Source organism: Pseudomonas aegrilactucae, from assembly GCF_019168305.1.
Lineage (GTDB): Bacteria > Pseudomonadota > Gammaproteobacteria > Pseudomonadales > Pseudomonadaceae > Aquipseudomonas > Aquipseudomonas aegrilactucae.
Map to the genome: position 1 here is coordinate 67,215 of NZ_JAHTBI010000008.1, position 15,327 is coordinate 82,541.

Sequence of the window (15,327 nt, forward strand, 5' to 3'; positions counted from 1 at the left end):
GCGCTTCCCTTTGCCGTAATGGGCTTTCAGCTATCGGGTAGCTGCCGAACAATAACGGCGCGCCCGCTGCAGGCCCTCAAGGAGCTTTCTGCATGACCCTGCACCGCCCTCGCCTGCCCGTCAGCCTGCTGAGCTTCGGCCTGGCCTTGAGTTCGCCACACACCCTGGCCGCCAATGACATCACCCTCGCGCCCCTGAATGTCTCCGACGTACTCGATGACGGCTACCAGCCACGCCAGGCCTCGGTGGCAGGTTTCGCGGCAGCGCCGCTGCTCGACACGCCGGCCTCCGTGTCGGTGTTCACCGAACAACTGCTGCAGGACCGCCAGGTGCGCCTGCTCAGCCAGGTGCTGCAAAGCGATGCCTCGGTTGGCGAAAGCTACGCCCCCATCGGTTATTACGAAAATTTCAACGTGCGCGGCTTCGAACTCGACGCGGCGCACAGTTACACCATCAATGGTCAGACCATTGCCGGCGAACAGAACGTGGCCCTGGAAAACAAGCAGCAGGTCGAGCTGCTCAAGGGGTTGTCCGGCTTGCAGAGCGGCGTGGCCGAACCGGGCGGGTTGATCAATTACGTGACCAAGCGCCCGCAGGATGTGCGTGCACTGACCGTGTCGAGCAATGAACAGGGCGAGCGCTACATCGCCGCCGATCTGGGTGGCTGGTTCGGCAGCGAGCGCCAGTTCGGCCTGCGTGCCAACCTGGCCCATGAAGACATTCGTTCGTACGTCGAGCATGCCGACGGCAAGCGCGATTTCGCCTCGCTGGCCTTCGACTGGCAGATCAACCCGGATGCTCTGCTACAACTGGACGTCGAGTACCAGCAGCGTGAACAGCGCTCGGTGCCGGGCTACCAGTTGCTCGGCGGCACGCAGCTACCGCACGGCATCGACCCGAAGGATCGCCTGGCCTATCAGCACTGGGCCAAGCCGGTGCAGATCGATTCGCTGAACCTGGGCGGCAAGTTCGACTACCGCTTCAATGAGGCCTGGACCGGCAGCGTGAGTGCATCGCGCAGCCATGTAGTAATCGACGACTACAGCTCGTTTGCCTGGGGGTCGGGGATGGACGCGCATTTCAGCCCCGAAGGCGACTACGACATCTATGACTACCGTAGCCCCGACGACACCCGCCGCACCGACGAGGCGCAATTGGCGCTCAATGGCCGCTTCAAACTGGGCGGCCTGGACCATGACCTGACCGTGGGCAGCAGCGCGCAACGGCGCACGCTCGACCAGCGTCCGACCTTCAACCAGTGGCTTGGCAGCGGCAACATCTATCAGCCAACCCCCGGGCTGGCACCGTTCGACGGGACACCGGGGCACAGCGAGCGCCGCCTCGACAGCCGCCAGTACGGCCTGTTCGCCAGCGATCGCATCAGCTTCAACGAACACTGGCAAACCGTGCTGGGTGCGCGCATGGTTCGCCTCGACGAGCAGGCGTTCAATGAACAGGGCGAGCCGCTGCGCCATACCCGCCAGTACCAACTGCTGCCCAACGCCGCGCTGATCTACAAGCCGCGCCAGGACATCTCGCTGTACGCCAGCTACAGCAAGGGGCTGTCGTCCGGCAATGCAGCGCCGTGGTTCGCCACCAACAACCAGGACATCCTCGCCCCCACCACCTCGCGCCAGATCGAGCTGGGCATCAAGCGCGAATGGCAGCGCATGAGCCTGAGCGCGGCGCTGTTCCAGCTGCGCCAGGCGTATCAGTATGCCCAGCCGGACGGTGCAGGCGAGTTCACCTACGTTCAGCAAGGCCAGCAGAAGAACACCGGGCTGGAACTGGCCGCCAGCGGCTGGGTGACCTCGAACCTGCAGATCAACGCCAGCGCGGCAGCGATTCGGGCGCGGGTGCAAGGGAGCGGTACCGACGCCTATGACGACCATCAGGCATTGAATGTGCCCAATTTTCGCGCGGCGCTGCAGGCCGACTACAGCCTGCCCGGCGTACCCGGGCTGGCACTGCTGGGCGGCGCGCGCTACAGCGCGAGCAAGTATGCCAATCAGGCGGGTACGGTCGAGGTGGGTGGGTATGCGGTATTCGATGTGGGCAGCCGCTACCGCACGCGTATCGGCGGGTATGACACGGTGCTGCGCCTGACGGTGGATAACCTGTTCGACCGGCGCTACTGGCGCGATGCAGGGGCGTATCTGGGCGATGGGTATCTGTTTCAGGGCGCGCCGCGCACTGCGCGGGTGTCGGCGTCTGTGAGCTTCTGAGGGCCTCTTCGCTGGCAAGCCAGCCCCACAAGGATTTCAGTGATCAGAAGATTGACACTGTACCTGTGGTAGCCGGCTTGCCAGCGAAGGGCGCGCCGCAGATCAGAACGGCGTGCTGCCCTCGCGGAACTGCACTTCCAGTACGTCAGCGATCTCATGCAGCTTGGCTGCCGCATCCGGGGTGGTGATGAAACCGCTGTAGCAGTCTTCCAGCGTCGACCAGTTCCACAGCACCAGGCCCTGCTTCCCGAGCTCGGCATGGGCCAGGATCATCAGCTGCGACACGCTGTGGTTCTCGAGGAAATCTTCGTCTTCGGCATCTTCGACACCAAAGGTCACTTCGGCCCCGCGCGCTTCAGCCAACTGCTGAACGCTCTGCACGAACGACTCGGTGTCCTTCCAGTCCACGTAGAACACCGATTCCCAGTCAGCGATGTCCTTGACCATCCACATCAACTGCTTGGGATCTTCCTCGAACTCTTCGATGTCGTCTTCATCCAGTTCCAGCTCACGAAACGCCTGGAGGTGATCGCGCGCCATGTCAGCCGAAGGGCTGACCAGGGTGAACACCTGCTCGGCGGCATGGATCTGCTGCTCGGAAAAACACTCTGTAAGCATCTGAAACCTCCTTTTCATGGGCCCAACAAAAAACCCCCGGACTCTTTCAAGTCCGGGGGCTTTCAGCGTATCGAATATGGCGGTGAAGAAGGGATTCGAACCCTTGATACAGTTTCCTGTATACACACTTTCCAGGCGTGCTCCTTCAGCCACTCGGACACTTCACCGGTTCTCGCCAGGCAGTTCACCCTGTCGAGGCGCGCTAATGTAGTCGAAAGCACTTTCAATGGCAAAGGTTTTTTTCAGAATATTCATGCGCTTAAGCAAGAAGTGGCAAAGCCGCCAATCTCTGGAGTGCTTCGGCTGCGCTGCGCTGGCGGCGCCCGCCACGCAAGGCCTACAGCCTTTTGCCTGACCCACCGGTCAGTCTTGGCGCTTTACCTGGCCGTGGCAGCTGGGTAACGTCAGCCCACTTCACCTAAAGGAACTCTGTCATGAGCGAACTGGTTACCTACCACCTGGAAGACGGCATCGCGACCCTGACCCTGAACAACGGCAAGGTCAACGCCATTTCGCCCGACCTGATCAGTGCCTTCAACAGTGCGCTGGACCGCGCCGTGCAGGACCGCGCCGTGGTCATCATCACCGGCCAGCCAGGCATTCTCTCCGGCGGCTACGACCTCAAGGTGATGACCGCAAGCCCCCAGGCCGCGGTATCGCTGGTGACGGCAGGCTCGACCCTGGCGCGACGCCTGTTGTCGCACCCGTTCCCGGTGATCGTCGCCTGCCCTGGCCACGCGGTGGCCAAAGGCGCGTTCCTGCTGCTGTCGGCCGACTACCGCATCGGCGTCGAGGGCCCGTTCAGCATCGGCCTGAACGAAGTGCAGATCGGCATGACCATGCACCATGCCGGCATCGAGCTGGCACGTGATCGGCTGCGTCGCTCGGCGTTCCATCGCTCGGTGATCAATGCCGAGATGTTCGACCCGGTGAGCGCGGTGGATGCGGGCTTTCTCGACAAGGTAGTGCCGGCCGAACAATTGCACGCCAGCGCCCTGGCTGCGGCGCAGCAACTGAAGAAGATCAACATGAGCGCGCACAAGCACACCAAGCTCAAGGTGCGCAAGGCCCTGCTGGAACTGCTGGATGACGCGATCATTCGGGACCAGGAGCATCTGGGCTGAGCCCAGCGAGGCCTTTGAACCGTTAAAACGATCGTTTGCCCCAGGCGGTGCACAACCGTACACTGCGCCGCGTTTTGTCTGGGGTTGATCCGATGTTAATGCTCATTCGCATGCCCCTGCTGGGGCTGCACTTTATTCTGGCCGGCGTGCTGGGTGTACTGATCGGCCTGTGCCGGCCCTTCCACCCCGACAACAGCCGCCTGTGCGCACGCCTGTACGGCTGGCCCGCCACCTGGCTGATGCGCCTGCAGATACAGGCCGAAGTCGGCCCGCTGTTCGACCAGCCGCCGGGCTGCGTGATCATCGCCAACCATCAGTCCAATCACGACCTGTTCGTGCTCGGCCACGTGGTGCCGCCGCGCACCGTGTGCATCGGCAAGAAGAGCCTGAAATGGGTGCCGCTGTTCGGCCAGCTGTTCTGGCTGGGCGGCAATGTGCTGGTCGATCGCGGCAACGCCTATCAGGCACGCCGTGCCATGCAGACCACCACCCGCACCCTGCAGGAACAGGACACCTCGATCTGGGTGTTCCCCGAAGGCACGCGCAATGCCGGCGAACACCTGCTGCCCTTCAAGAAAGGCGCCTTTCACATGGCCGTGGAGGCCGGCGTGCCCATCGTGCCGGTGTGCGTCAGCCGCTACGCGTACCGCCTCAACCTCAATGGCTGGCGGCGCAGCAAGGTGATCATTCGCTCGCTGGCGCCGATTTCCACCAGCGGCCTGACCCATCAGGACGTACCGGCCCTGGCCGAACAATGCCGCCAGCAGATGCAGGACTGCATCGATCGGATGGAAAACGAACTGCACGGGCGCTGAACAGTTGCCGATTGCCCGGAGTCAGACCAAGCTGGGGTTTGTACGAAATAACGGGGAAACGCACAACCATGGGTCGAGTCGTAGCGGCAGCGGTGTACAGCGCGGGCAGGAAAGTCACCAATATCAGCCTCGATGAGGGCGCCGAATGGGCCAGCAAGCCTGGCCATTTCGTCTGGATCGGCCTGGAAGAGCCCAATGCCCAGGAGCTGGCCAACCTGCAGCGCCAGTTCAACCTGCACGAACTGGCGATCGAGGATGCGCTGGAAAAGCACAGCCGGCCAAAGCTGGAGACCTTCGGTGACGCGCTGTTCATCGTCACCTATTCCCCGGTGCGCCAGGACGGCAAGCTGGAGTTCATCGAAACCCATATCTTCGCCGGCAACGGCTACATCATCACCTGCCGCAACGGCCACTCCAAATCCTACGCGCTGGTCCGCCAGCGCTGCGAGGCACGCCCGCTGCTGCTCGAGCACGGCGAAGACTTCGTGCTCTACGCGCTGCTGGATTTCGTCACCGAGAACTACCAGCCGGTCAGCGAAGCCATCCACGGCGAGATCGAAGAGCTGGAGAACAACGTGCTGAGCAGCTCGTTGCAGGAAGACGACATCCGCCGCCTGCATGGCCTGCGCCGCGACATATTGCGCCTGCGCCGTTATGTGGCGCCGATGATGGAAGTCAGCGAGGAACTGCAGCGCCTGACATTTCCGTTCATCGACAAGAACATGCGCCCGTATTTTCGCGACGTGCAGATCCATGTCACGCGACAGATGGAAGACCTTTCAGGCATCCGTGACATCGCCAGCCAGACCATCGAGATCGGCATGCTGCTGGAGTCGTCGCGCCAGAGCATCACCCAGCGCAAGTTCGCGGCCTGGGCGGCGATCCTGGCCTTCCCCACCGCTGTGGCGGGGATCTACGGGATGAATTTCCAGAACATGCCGGAGTTGAGCTGGCAGTACGGCTACTTCGCCGTACTGGGGGTGATCGCCGTGGGATGCACGACGCTGTTCGCCAGCTTCAAGCGCTCCGGCTGGCTGTAGGGCTCAGGCCGACGGGCTGCCCGGCTTGTGCGCAACGAAACGCATCATCCATTCGGCCACGGTGCTGCCCTGATGCTGCTGGTCGAGGCTGGCCACCCCTCTGCTGTACACCTCCTGCCCCAGGTGCTGCTGGCGCAGGTCCAGCAGCGCCCGCGAATAGTCATGGATGAACTCGGGATGGCCCTGGAAACACAGCACCTGATCGCCGATGTGATAGGCCGCATACGGGCAGAAGTCACTGGAGGCGATCACCGTGGCATTTTCGGGCAGGCGGGTCACCTGGTCCTGATGGCTGATCAGCAAGGTCAGTTCCTCGACCTGCGGGCTCATCCACGGCGCCTTGGCCGCCATCACGTAACGGTGCGTGCCCACGCCCCAGCCCTGGGTCGCGCGCTCGCTCTTGCCGCCCAGCAGCAGCGCCAGCAACTGATGGCCGAAACACACGCCCAACAGCTTGTCGCCACGCTGGTAGCGGTCCAGCAAGAACGCCTTGAGGCGGGCAATCCAAGGGTCGTCGCCAAATGAATCGGCCTTGCTCCCGGTGACCAGGTACGCATCGAACACCTGGTCGTCGTCGGGGTAATGGCCATTCATCACGTTGTACACGCGAAACTCGGCGGCAATCGGCTGGTGGGTGAACAGGTGCTCGAACATCCGGCCGTAGCCCTGATACTGATCGACCAGCTCGGGTCGCAGGACATCGGTTTCCAGGATGCAGATGCGTAACGACATAGTTTTAGTCCCGAACGGCATGAGGCACAAAGTGTCGCTAGAGCCTGCCGCGAATGACGCCTGGAGGCAAGTGTTGACTCGGACGAACGGTCAGGATTGAGCAATGCCGCCAGCCGCTGCGCGCACGCGTCTAGCAGAAGGGATGATCACCAGGTGGCTATTAGCCTCATAGCATGAATCGCTAAAAAGTTATCGAGTAATACGAAAGGGTTCTAAAACACAGGTAACGTTGACCCTAAGGTTAGTTGTATACCGAAACACAGCAGGTTCGTGACGGATGCAGCGGGGATGCATCCCGGACGCTCAGGCGTTTCGCGATGCCTGGACAAGGACGCCATTCGGCACTCAGGAATAACAACAAAAAAGGCAGTCAGCCATGTTCAAACAATCGAAAGTACGTCAAGCCGGGCTCATTCTTTTTGCGACGACGTTGCTGTTGATCGTGCCCAACCTCACGCGCCTGTTCGGCTAAGCGCGAACACTCCTTCACCCCGGCGTCACGTCAGCCCTGGTGTATGCTGCCGACCTCGAAGGTTGGAGACTGCCCATGCGCCATTGCCTTGCCCTGCTGTTGCTGCTGAGCCTGCCGTTGCAGGCGGCGCAATTGACCCTGGCGCTGGGCGACGCAGAGCGCCACTGGGAGACGGCTCAACTGCTGGCACACCCGCAGGCGCAGGCTATCCGCATCGACAGCGATGTGTCGTACAGGAAGAGCATGCACTACCGTGCCGTACCCTTGGCCGCGCTTCTGGAAGGCGTGAAGCCCGAAGACCACCTGCAGGCCGTGGCACTGGACGGCTTTGCCGCCGAGATGCCGGCCGCCGCGTTGCTCGAGCATGGCCCGACACAAGCGTGGCTGGCCGTGGAAGACCCGGCCCAGCCGTGGCCGCCGCTCAGCCAGGGCAAAGGCAGCGCGGGGCCGTTCTATCTGGTGTGGACACACCCCGAGGCGGGCCGTATCAGCCCGGAGCAATGGCCGTTTCAGATCGCCAGCATCCGCCGTCTCAAGCCTGTGGCCGAGCGCTTCCCGGCGCTGCGCCCGGCGTCGCAATTGCGCAGCGACGACCCGATCAACCTGGGCTTTGCGCTGTTTCAGAAGCACTGCCTGGCCTGCCATCGGCTCAATGGTGCCGGTGACGCCCAGTTTGGCCCGGACCTGAACCTGCCCTACAACCCCACCGAGTATTTCCAGCCCGCGCTCCTGCGCCGCTACATCCGCGACCCGCAAAGCCTGCGCCATTGGCCACAGGCACGCATGCCCGGCTTTGCCGAAACGGTGATCAGCGACCCGGAACTGGAACAACTGCTGAGCTACCTGGCGCACATGGCCACGCGCAAGCCCTGAGCTTGCAAGGGGTAAACAGAGAATGGATCGGGGCGGCGGGCCGCCCCGCGTACTGCAACCGGGTTCAGGCCAGCAATCGTTCCTGCTTGACCCCCCAGCCCTGGATCTCACCGCCCAGGGGCGAGATGGCAATCTCGAAATCATGCTCGAACTCGCCGATACCCCCGTAGGTGGCGTACATCACCTTGCTCAATTCCAGTTGCCAGCCTTCGTCGCTCTCACGCACCTGCGCGCTGAGCGACTCGCCACGAAACTGCCCTGCTGCCCTGCGCGCCCGCTCCTCGTCCGGGAAAACCGCATAGAACTCGATAGGATGGATTTGTGCAAAATCGAAACCGCCTTCTTTCATGCGGCGCAAAACCGTGCTGCTGATGTCCTCATACTGGCTGCTCATGAATCGTCCTCCTCGTCGCGATGGATAGACTTTCAGTGCGATAGCACTTGCCCACCACGCGGGACGACGGTGGGCAATTCGAGCGGATGCAGCGGATGCAGCGATGGTTTAAAGGGAAACAGGGCCTGCAGCGTTGAAACGTGGCCCTGCCAGCAGCCTAGCGCCAATCAGCCTGGTATGCCAGTGACAAAAGCGTTCAGGGCATCTGGACAATCGAAGTGATTTGCACCCCGCTCTGCTCCTTCAGCCACTTGGCCGTAGGAGAGACGACGCGGTCCTGGAAATCGTTGAGGTCGAGTTCGGCCATGACGGGAAACAGGTGGGTACGAATCAGCCGCGCAGCCTCTTCGATGCTGGGCTCGCGCTCGGCGGTAAACGGCAGCGAGGTCCTTTCGCCTTTTTGATCGACAAAGGTAATTTCCCACGCTTTCATTGGATTCTCCTCAGTGACGCAACTCAGGGTGAATCAGCCTTACCTTCCGTTGACCCCGCGCCAGGGCGGTTGTTCAGTCAGCCTGCGGCTCGAAGCGATGGTTGCCCGGCAACGCCCGGATGCTTTTCAGGGTGGTCAGTACATCGGCCTGGACAGCCGCGTACGTCAGCGCCGGCTGGGAGTGATCGTCGAGCACCGTCAGCCCCACGCTGGGCTGATACTCGCTGGCAGGGGCGTCGACGGTGAGTACGAACGTTTCGTAGTTTGCCGGTTTCTGGTACGCATCCTGGGCAAAGTAGCCCGCACCCTCGAGGCTGCCGTACACGGCGCCCAGCGGCACGCGCAAGGGACCGAACGCGTCGGTCTGGACGAGAATCGGAAAGCGTCGATCGCCCACATGCTCCAACAGCTTGCGCATCAACTCAGGGCCTTTCCGGTACTCGCCCCCCATGCTCAGTCTGTGCGGCAGGTGTGGGTTGTTCACAGGGTTGAAGCCCAGGGTGATCGCATGCGGCGGGGTGCCATCGTCGGCAATGAAGCCGAACGGCAGGCAGAAGCCGCTTTGCTGCGGGATTTCGTTTTGCTCGCGCGTCCTGAACGCGGCGAGCACGGCGCGCGCCTTCGGCTCTACATGTTCCAGCAATGCCGGTGCGCCAGAGGCGTCCGGCCCTGCATCAAACACAAAGCGATAGATGCGCTGGTTGCGCCACAGGTACGCCAACAGCCTGCCCGGCGTCCAGTCGGCAAACGAATCCGCCATCCCCAGGTTCAGAAAGCGCTCCTGCTCGAACACGGCATCAGTCGGCCACTTGGCCTGTTCCTCCAGATAGGCCGCGCGCTCGGCCTCCAGCTTGACGGTGGGGCGTCCCTGGGGCGTGAATTCGCGGATCATGTCGTTGAGCACGAACAACTCGGTGCTCACCCAGTTGATACGGGTAACGGTTTCCTCCAGATCGCTACGCTGGTCCAGCAGCGCGGAATAGTCCTGATTTTTTTCCTTTTTCGCCTCGATTCTGGCCTGCAGCGCCTCGATCTGCGCTCGCACCACCCGCGTCTGCGCCGCCCCGCGACGAGGACCGTGGACAAGCTTCAGGCGATCAAAGACGTTTCGATCCGTCACGGGGCTGACTTCGATCTTCACCAGGTAGGGCTGGTCGGGCGTAAGCCCCTCGCCATACACGACCTGCTGGTCACCGAGGGTGAGGGTGGGGCTGATGGGCTCGAAGTCCGGCTCATGCCAGTAGCCCCCCACAAGCTGCCAGGCAATCTCCTTGGGCACATCGAACTGCACCCGTCCCATGCACTCGGTACGCCAGCCCGGCGGTGTCTGGTAATCCGGTTGCGGCGCGGCCAGCGACGACAGCGGCATTGCCAGCAACGCCATCCAGATACAGCCCTTGTTCAACGACCTCATGTGCATTTCCCCTGCCGCCCCGCTTCCCGAGGCGCGTGATGTGAATATCCATTTGAATCAGCCCAACCTTGCGCTGCCCCACGGGGCTCCTCAGTCGGGCACCGGCTCGAAACGATGGCCCCCCGGCAACGCCCGTACACTTTCCAGCGTGGTGAGGAAATCGGCCTTGGAGGGCTCGAATTCAAGCGGTGGGTCGGAGTGTTCGTTGATGACGCTGAGCATCACCGTCGGCTGGTACTCGGTGGACAGGCTGCCGGCGGTTATCTTGAAGGTTTCGATGGGCGACAGTTCGAAGGTGTCGGGCAGGAAGGGACGGTAGCGCGCGCCGCCGATTCTGCCCTTGGCGGCCCCGATCTGCACCCTGGATGGCCCGAACTTGTCGACGCTCATCAGTTGCGGAAACGGATTGGCGATCAGCCGCGCCAGCAGCATCGGCAGCATGTCGACGGCTTTTTCACCGTCATCGCTCATGCTCAGGCGGTGCAGCAGTTTAGGGTTGTCCACCGGGGTAAAGCCCAGGGTGATGCCGTGTCGCGGCGTCCCATCGTCGGCAATGAAGCCGTACGGTATGCAGAAGCCGTTGTCCTTCGGAATTTCATACTGCGCACGCGTACGGAAGGCGGCCAGTACGGCACGCGCCTTGGGCTCCAGTGGCGTCAGCGCATCGGAGGTGTCCAGCGCACCCGGGCCGCCCTGGAACTCGAAGCGATACAGGCGCTGATCGCGAAACAGGTACGCGACCAGTCTGTTGTCATGCCAATGGGCAAACGCGTCAGGCAGGCCCAGCTCGATAAAGCGCTCCTGTTCGAACTGCGCATCGGTCGGCCACTGGGTCTGCTCCTTGAAATAGGCATCGTACTCAGCCTGCAGCTTGTCCACCGGCCGCCCCTCGCGCCTGAACTGCTGGAGGATGTCATCGATCATGATCAGCTGCGAGTGAACATAACCGATGCGCTTGAGGGTGTCCTTCAGGTCACGCTGCTGCTGGAGCAGTGCCTCGATCGCCCTTTGGTCCCCTTTGCTCTGGTCGTATTGTGTGTCCAACGCGTCGATCCGGCGTTGCACAACGCGCTCCTGCGCCTCTCCACGCCCCAGGGTCTGGATATACCGGTAATATTCGAAGACCTTGGGGTCGGTCAACGGGCTGACCGCGATATTGACCAGATAGCGGTGGCCCGGCGTCAGCCCTTCCCCATACGCGACCTGCCTCTCGCCCGGGGTGATGGTGGGGTTGGGTTGAGGATCGTCGAAAAAGGGCTTTCCCCAGTGGTAATCGACCATGTGCCAGGCAATGTCCCCGGGCACATCGAACTGCACCCGCCCCATGCACTCGGTGCGCCAGCCCGGCGGTGTCTGGTAATCCGGTTGCGGGCCGGCCAGCGACGGCAGCGGCGCGGCCAGCAACGCCAGCCAAATCCAGCGCAGCTGCAAAGCCTTCATGTACGTTTCCCTTTCTGTGTCACTTGCGGTGCGTTCGGCAGGGCGTGTACCTGCCCCAGTATCTCGACGCCTCGGCCTCCAACAGCCTCAGGCTCAGCCCTTCGCGGCTGTGCAACTGGTCCACCTGCAGGATCATCGAGGGAACGGGCGTGGAGCCCAGGTGCGCTGCCCGCAACTGGAATGTTTCGCGGCGATCCGTTTCGTGTTCGAGGTACCACTTGGTCAGCGTGGTGGTTTGCAGGAGGGTCATCTGCCCCAGCCGGAACTGCCGTTCCGGCAGTTGCTCGCGTACGGGGAAGGTGGTGCGGTCGAGCGACAGGTCGGCGGCCCGCCGGGCCTCGAACTGTTCGCGCAGCGGCTGGCTGGCCACCTGAAGGTCGTAGCGGACCGCCTCCTGATGCCGCCCGAACCACGCGGCGCGCACCGCATAGGGGGATGTGCCGTCATCGGCCAGGAAGCCGAACGGCAGGCATACGCCCGGTTGCCGAGGCACTTCGAAGGCGGCGCGCGGACGCAAGGCGGCCAGCACACGGCGCACGTGAGGGTCCAGCCGCTGCAGTACCTCCTCGTTGCTCACTCCCCGCTCGATATAACCGAAGTTCAGCTTGTAGACGCGCGACTGGCGCCACAGCACCACGGTCAACCCCTGCTCGTTGTACACCGCATAGCCATCCTCCAGGGCAAAGTCCGGCAGTACCTGCCACTTGAAGCGATCAGAGACGGGGTACCCCGCGTCTTCACGGTTCAGCCGCTGAAGGCGCGCCTGCAGCGTATCCACTGGCCAGCCCTTGCCCGTGAAGTCGGCGATCATTGCCTCAAGCGCCGCCCGTTCAGCGGGGATCTTGTGGACGCGTTCGAAGGTGCGCGCAAGCGCCTTGTAACGCTCGTTCAAGGCGTAGTACTCGCTCGGCTTTCGGTCCTTGAGGTACGGGGTCATCAGGTTCCCGATGCGTACCTGCTCGGCCACGATGTACTCACTCTGCGCATTGGCCCGGCTCAGGACCAGGCGATCCTTGAGGCGCTCGTACAGCTCACGGGTAGTGAGCGGGCTCACATCGATAGTGACCAGGTGCGATTCCCCGGAGAACTCCGGCGCGCCGTAGTCGGCCTGCCACGTATCGCCCCCTGGCATGAAGCGGGCGAACGGCTCGCCCAGGCGAAGACCGCTCATTTGCCACTCCAGGCTGGCCGGTACCACAAGGCTGGAGCGCCCCACGCACTCCTGAGCCGTATCAGGCGCAGGCGATGCGGCATCAGCCACTGCATGAATCGAATGGCACAGGCACACAAGCAACACGAACACACGCACGCAAACATCCTTTTTTGCGGGGCCGATACCGGCCCCTCTAGCTGAGGCGCGTGATTTGAGCATCCATGGCCCGAAAAGCCAAGACCCCGGCAAGCCGGGGTCCTGTTCAGTGCAACGCGCGCAGCGTTACTGCGGCGTGCTGTGGGTCACACCGGCGGTGTTGTCCAACAGGCTCTTGGTCGCCGTCTGGATATACGACTCCAGTTGACGGCTCATCTGCTCCTGATCCGGGCTCTCGATCACTTCGGCCTTGAAGTTGGCACCCAACTGGTAACGGTACAGGCGCGGCGCCATGTCCTTGGACTTGATCAGGATGCGATCACCCTGCACCAGGCCAACCACCTGCTCGCTGCCCGACGGCTTGATCATGCCGAAGCCCTGGTCGCCCGCCGGCAGGTTGAGCAGGTCACGCCCCCAGCACTGTTGACGGGTTTCGCCGCCCAGGCGGCCCATGATGGTCGGCACGATGTCGACCTGGGTACCCACGGTGTGGCTGAGCGCACCGAACTTCTCCTGGATGCCCGGGGCAATCAGCAGCAACGGCACATTGAAGCGGCCCAGGTCGAGCTCGGTGACCTGCTGCGCATTGCCAAAGCCATGGTCGCCGACGATCACGAACAGGGTTTCCTTGAAGTAAGGCTCCTTGCGCGCCTTCTCGAAGAACTGCCCCAGTGCCCAGTCGGAGTAGCGCATGGCCGTCAGGTGCTCGTTGAGGCGGCCCTGGTCGGTGACCGGCGCGACCGGCAGGTCCTTGGGCAACGCGTACGGGGTATGGTTGGACAGGGTCTGCAGCAAGGCATAGAACGGCTTCTTGCCGTAGGTGTGTGCCAGCTCCTGTGCGCCGCGGTCGAACATGTCCTGGTCGGACACACCCCAGGTGGGGTCGGAGAACACCGGGTTGACGAAGTCGTTGCGGCCGATGAACGTGGTCATGCCCTGGTTGCCGAAGAAACCGGACTGGTTGTCCCACGCAAAGTCACCGTTGTAGACGTACACGTCGTCGTAGTCACGGGCACTGAGCAGCGCCGGCAGGCCGGACAGCTTGTGGCTGCCTTCGGGTGTCTGCATCAGGTACTCGAAGCCCGGCAGGTTCGGGAAGCAGGCCATGGTGGCGAACATGCCCTGGTGGGTATGGGTACCGTTGGAGAAGAAGCGGTCGAACAGCAGCCCCTCCTTGGCCAGCTTGTCGAAATACGGAGTGATCTGGGTGGTGCTGCCCAGCGCGCCCACGGAGTGGCCGGCGAAGCTTTCCATCAGGATCACCACGACGTTCTTGATCGGCAGGCTGTTGGCCACGGGCGGGTTGAAGTCGCGACGGATCGCGGCGCTGTCGGCGTCTACCAGGGTGTCGTGCTCGGTGAGCACCAGCTCACGTACCACCTGGGTCGCCTCTTCCTGCTTGACGGTTGCCTTCCAGACATTGGCGCGGTCTTCGCCAAAGCGGCTATGGGCGGCGTCGATCAGGGTCAGGGTGCCATTGAGGCCCAACTGGTTGACGAAGTTCGAATCGGTGGTGAAGGCATCGCCCCACCGCATTGGCGGGCCCTGGCGCAGGGTGCCGCGCGCGGCGATCACCGCCACCAGCAGGATCACCACGAACACCGCGCCACGGGTGTACCACGGTGCCACGCTGCGCAGGCCGGCGACACTGCTGGCGTACTCGCCGCGCGGGCGGGTCATGCGGTCGATGCCCTTGAACAGCAGGCTCAGCAGCCAGGTGCCAAAGGCCCAGGCCAGCAGGTAGCGCACCACCGGGAAGCCGTACCAGAGCATGCTCAGCACGGTCTTGGGGTCTTCCTTCACATACTGGAACACCAGGCCATTGAGGCGCTGGTGGAACTCGCGGTAGAAGTCCATCTCCATCAGGCCGAGGAACATCACCACGCTGGACGCCGCCGTCAGCCACAGGCGGAACAGGCCACGTGCGGCCATGGCGCGGGCACTGAGGACCGCCAGCAGCAGCGGGATGCTCAGGTAGACCACCACCCGCAGGTCGAAGCGCAGACCGTTGCGAAAGCCTTCGGCCACGGTCCAGAGCGGCGTTTCGCCGATCATGTCGCTGTTGTAGAGCAGCAGCGCGAGGCGCACCAGGCTCAGCATCAGCATGATCACCAGACCGCACAGCAAGGTGTAGGCGAGGTGTGATTTGAGCGTTGGTTGCAGCAGTGGGCGCGAGGCGGCCCGCTGATGACTCAAGGCATCCGTGTTAGCCATGGATTGGGAGATCCCTAGGATTCAGATTTTTATGAGGGCACTGCAGTGATATTGCAGCAAAACAGCTTAATTTGCCCTAAACGACCGGACGTTGCGAGGCCCTTGGGCGAACAGATAATTGCGCACGCGGATTGTCGGTAATCGGGTGTGAAAATTCTGTTGAGACGCGGGCTCGAATGCGCACGTGTGAATCGGGTATGGTTGGCCTTCATGCGCTCGGAGAC

Annotated in this window: 13 protein-coding genes and 1 tRNA gene; 5 read left to right on the forward strand and 9 right to left on the reverse strand. The window is 62.7% G+C overall.

What is annotated here, in order from left to right; genetic code table 11:
• Positions 1 to 92: 92 nt before the first annotated feature.
• Positions 93 to 2,225: a TonB-dependent siderophore receptor gene (locus tag KUO17_RS02370; protein WP_217973436.1), complete on the forward strand. Its 2,133-nt coding sequence runs from the start codon at positions 93 to 95 to the stop codon at positions 2,223 to 2,225.
• A gap of 102 nt (positions 2,226 to 2,327) precedes the next feature.
• Here KUO17_RS02370 and KUO17_RS02375 read toward each other — a convergent pair whose 3' ends face one another.
• Positions 2,328 to 2,843: a DUF6630 family protein gene (locus KUO17_RS02375; RefSeq protein ID WP_217973437.1), complete on the reverse strand. Its 516-nt coding sequence runs from the start codon at positions 2,841 to 2,843 to the stop codon at positions 2,328 to 2,330.
• 77 nt (positions 2,844 to 2,920) lie between these two features.
• Positions 2,921 to 3,010 (reverse strand) — tRNA-Ser (locus KUO17_RS02380).
• 267 nt (positions 3,011 to 3,277) lie between these two features.
• On the opposite strand from KUO17_RS02380, the gene KUO17_RS02385 reads away from it, so the two are divergent.
• From KUO17_RS02385 to KUO17_RS02395, 3 genes are all read left to right on the forward strand, one after another.
• A complete protein-coding gene (locus KUO17_RS02385; RefSeq protein WP_217973438.1) occupies positions 3,278 to 3,967 on the forward strand; it encodes a crotonase/enoyl-CoA hydratase family protein in 690 nt (229 codons plus the stop codon).
• A 92-nt stretch (positions 3,968 to 4,059) separates the two neighbouring features.
• Positions 4,060 to 4,782, forward strand: coding sequence for a lysophospholipid acyltransferase family protein (locus tag KUO17_RS02390; protein WP_217973439.1), 723 nt, complete (start codon positions 4,060 to 4,062; stop codon positions 4,780 to 4,782).
• A gap of 68 nt (positions 4,783 to 4,850) precedes the next feature.
• Positions 4,851 to 5,822, forward strand: coding sequence for a magnesium and cobalt transport protein CorA (locus KUO17_RS02395; protein ID WP_217973440.1), 972 nt, complete (start codon positions 4,851 to 4,853; stop codon positions 5,820 to 5,822).
• Between the two features lie 3 nt (positions 5,823 to 5,825).
• On the opposite strand, the gene KUO17_RS02400 is transcribed toward KUO17_RS02395, so the two are convergent.
• Positions 5,826 to 6,554 (reverse strand): amidotransferase, encoded by a 729-nt coding sequence (locus KUO17_RS02400; protein WP_217973441.1) that lies wholly within the window; start codon positions 6,552 to 6,554, stop codon positions 5,826 to 5,828.
• 547 nt (positions 6,555 to 7,101) lie between these two features.
• On the opposite strand from KUO17_RS02400, the gene KUO17_RS02405 reads away from it, so the two are divergent.
• Complete coding sequence (locus KUO17_RS02405; RefSeq protein ID WP_217973442.1) at positions 7,102 to 7,899, forward strand: cytochrome c; 798 nt, start codon at positions 7,102 to 7,104, stop codon at positions 7,897 to 7,899.
• Positions 7,900 to 7,963: 64 nt separating this feature from the next.
• Here KUO17_RS02405 and KUO17_RS02410 read toward each other — a convergent pair whose 3' ends face one another.
• From KUO17_RS02410 to KUO17_RS02435, 6 genes are all read right to left on the reverse strand, one after another.
• Positions 7,964 to 8,293: a ribonuclease E inhibitor RraB gene (locus KUO17_RS02410; protein ID WP_163948670.1), complete on the reverse strand. Its 330-nt coding sequence runs from the start codon at positions 8,291 to 8,293 to the stop codon at positions 7,964 to 7,966.
• 196 nt (positions 8,294 to 8,489) lie between these two features.
• Positions 8,490 to 8,726 carry a hypothetical protein gene (locus tag KUO17_RS02415; RefSeq protein ID WP_217973443.1) on the reverse strand — a complete coding sequence of 79 codons (237 nt, stop codon included), beginning with the start codon at positions 8,724 to 8,726 and terminating at the stop codon, positions 8,490 to 8,492.
• Between the two features lie 73 nt (positions 8,727 to 8,799).
• Complete coding sequence (locus KUO17_RS02420; RefSeq protein WP_217973444.1) at positions 8,800 to 10,140, reverse strand: hypothetical protein; 1,341 nt, start codon at positions 10,138 to 10,140, stop codon at positions 8,800 to 8,802.
• 90 nt (positions 10,141 to 10,230) lie between these two features.
• Positions 10,231 to 11,580, reverse strand: a complete 1,350-nt coding sequence (locus KUO17_RS02425; RefSeq protein WP_217973445.1) for a T6SS immunity protein Tli4 family protein — start codon at positions 11,578 to 11,580, stop codon at positions 10,231 to 10,233.
• Between the two features lie 19 nt (positions 11,581 to 11,599).
• Positions 11,600 to 12,751: a hypothetical protein gene (locus KUO17_RS02430; RefSeq protein WP_217973446.1), complete on the reverse strand. Its 1,152-nt coding sequence runs from the start codon at positions 12,749 to 12,751 to the stop codon at positions 11,600 to 11,602.
• A 264-nt stretch (positions 12,752 to 13,015) separates the two neighbouring features.
• Entirely contained in the window at positions 13,016 to 15,103 is a 2,088-nt protein-coding gene (locus KUO17_RS02435; RefSeq protein ID WP_217973447.1) for an LTA synthase family protein, read from the reverse strand.
• Positions 15,104 to 15,327: the final 224 nt, after the last annotated feature.

Coding starts and splice junctions, on each gene's coding strand:
- KUO17_RS02420 (WP_217973444.1), bottom strand. CDS start 10,140: ATGAGGTCGTTGAACAAGGGCTGTATCTGGATGGCGTTGCTGGCAATG.
- KUO17_RS02410 (WP_163948670.1), bottom strand. CDS start 8,293: ATGAGCAGCCAGTATGAGGACATCAGCAGCACGGTTTTGCGCCGCATG.
- KUO17_RS02435 (WP_217973447.1), bottom strand. CDS start 15,103: ATGGCTAACACGGATGCCTTGAGTCATCAGCGGGCCGCCTCGCGCCCA.
- KUO17_RS02400 (WP_217973441.1), bottom strand. CDS start 6,554: ATGTCGTTACGCATCTGCATCCTGGAAACCGATGTCCTGCGACCCGAG.
- KUO17_RS02395 (WP_217973440.1), top strand. CDS start 4,851: ATGGGTCGAGTCGTAGCGGCAGCGGTGTACAGCGCGGGCAGGAAAGTC.
- KUO17_RS02405 (WP_217973442.1), top strand. CDS start 7,102: ATGCGCCATTGCCTTGCCCTGCTGTTGCTGCTGAGCCTGCCGTTGCAG.
- KUO17_RS02425 (WP_217973445.1), bottom strand. CDS start 11,580: ATGAAGGCTTTGCAGCTGCGCTGGATTTGGCTGGCGTTGCTGGCCGCG.
- KUO17_RS02415 (WP_217973443.1), bottom strand. CDS start 8,726: ATGAAAGCGTGGGAAATTACCTTTGTCGATCAAAAAGGCGAAAGGACC.
- KUO17_RS02375 (WP_217973437.1), bottom strand. CDS start 2,843: ATGCTTACAGAGTGTTTTTCCGAGCAGCAGATCCATGCCGCCGAGCAG.
- KUO17_RS02385 (WP_217973438.1), top strand. CDS start 3,278: ATGAGCGAACTGGTTACCTACCACCTGGAAGACGGCATCGCGACCCTG.
- KUO17_RS02430 (WP_217973446.1), bottom strand. CDS start 12,751: ATGAGCGGTCTTCGCCTGGGCGAGCCGTTCGCCCGCTTCATGCCAGGG.
- KUO17_RS02370 (WP_217973436.1), top strand. CDS start 93: ATGACCCTGCACCGCCCTCGCCTGCCCGTCAGCCTGCTGAGCTTCGGC.
- KUO17_RS02390 (WP_217973439.1), top strand. CDS start 4,060: ATGTTAATGCTCATTCGCATGCCCCTGCTGGGGCTGCACTTTATTCTG.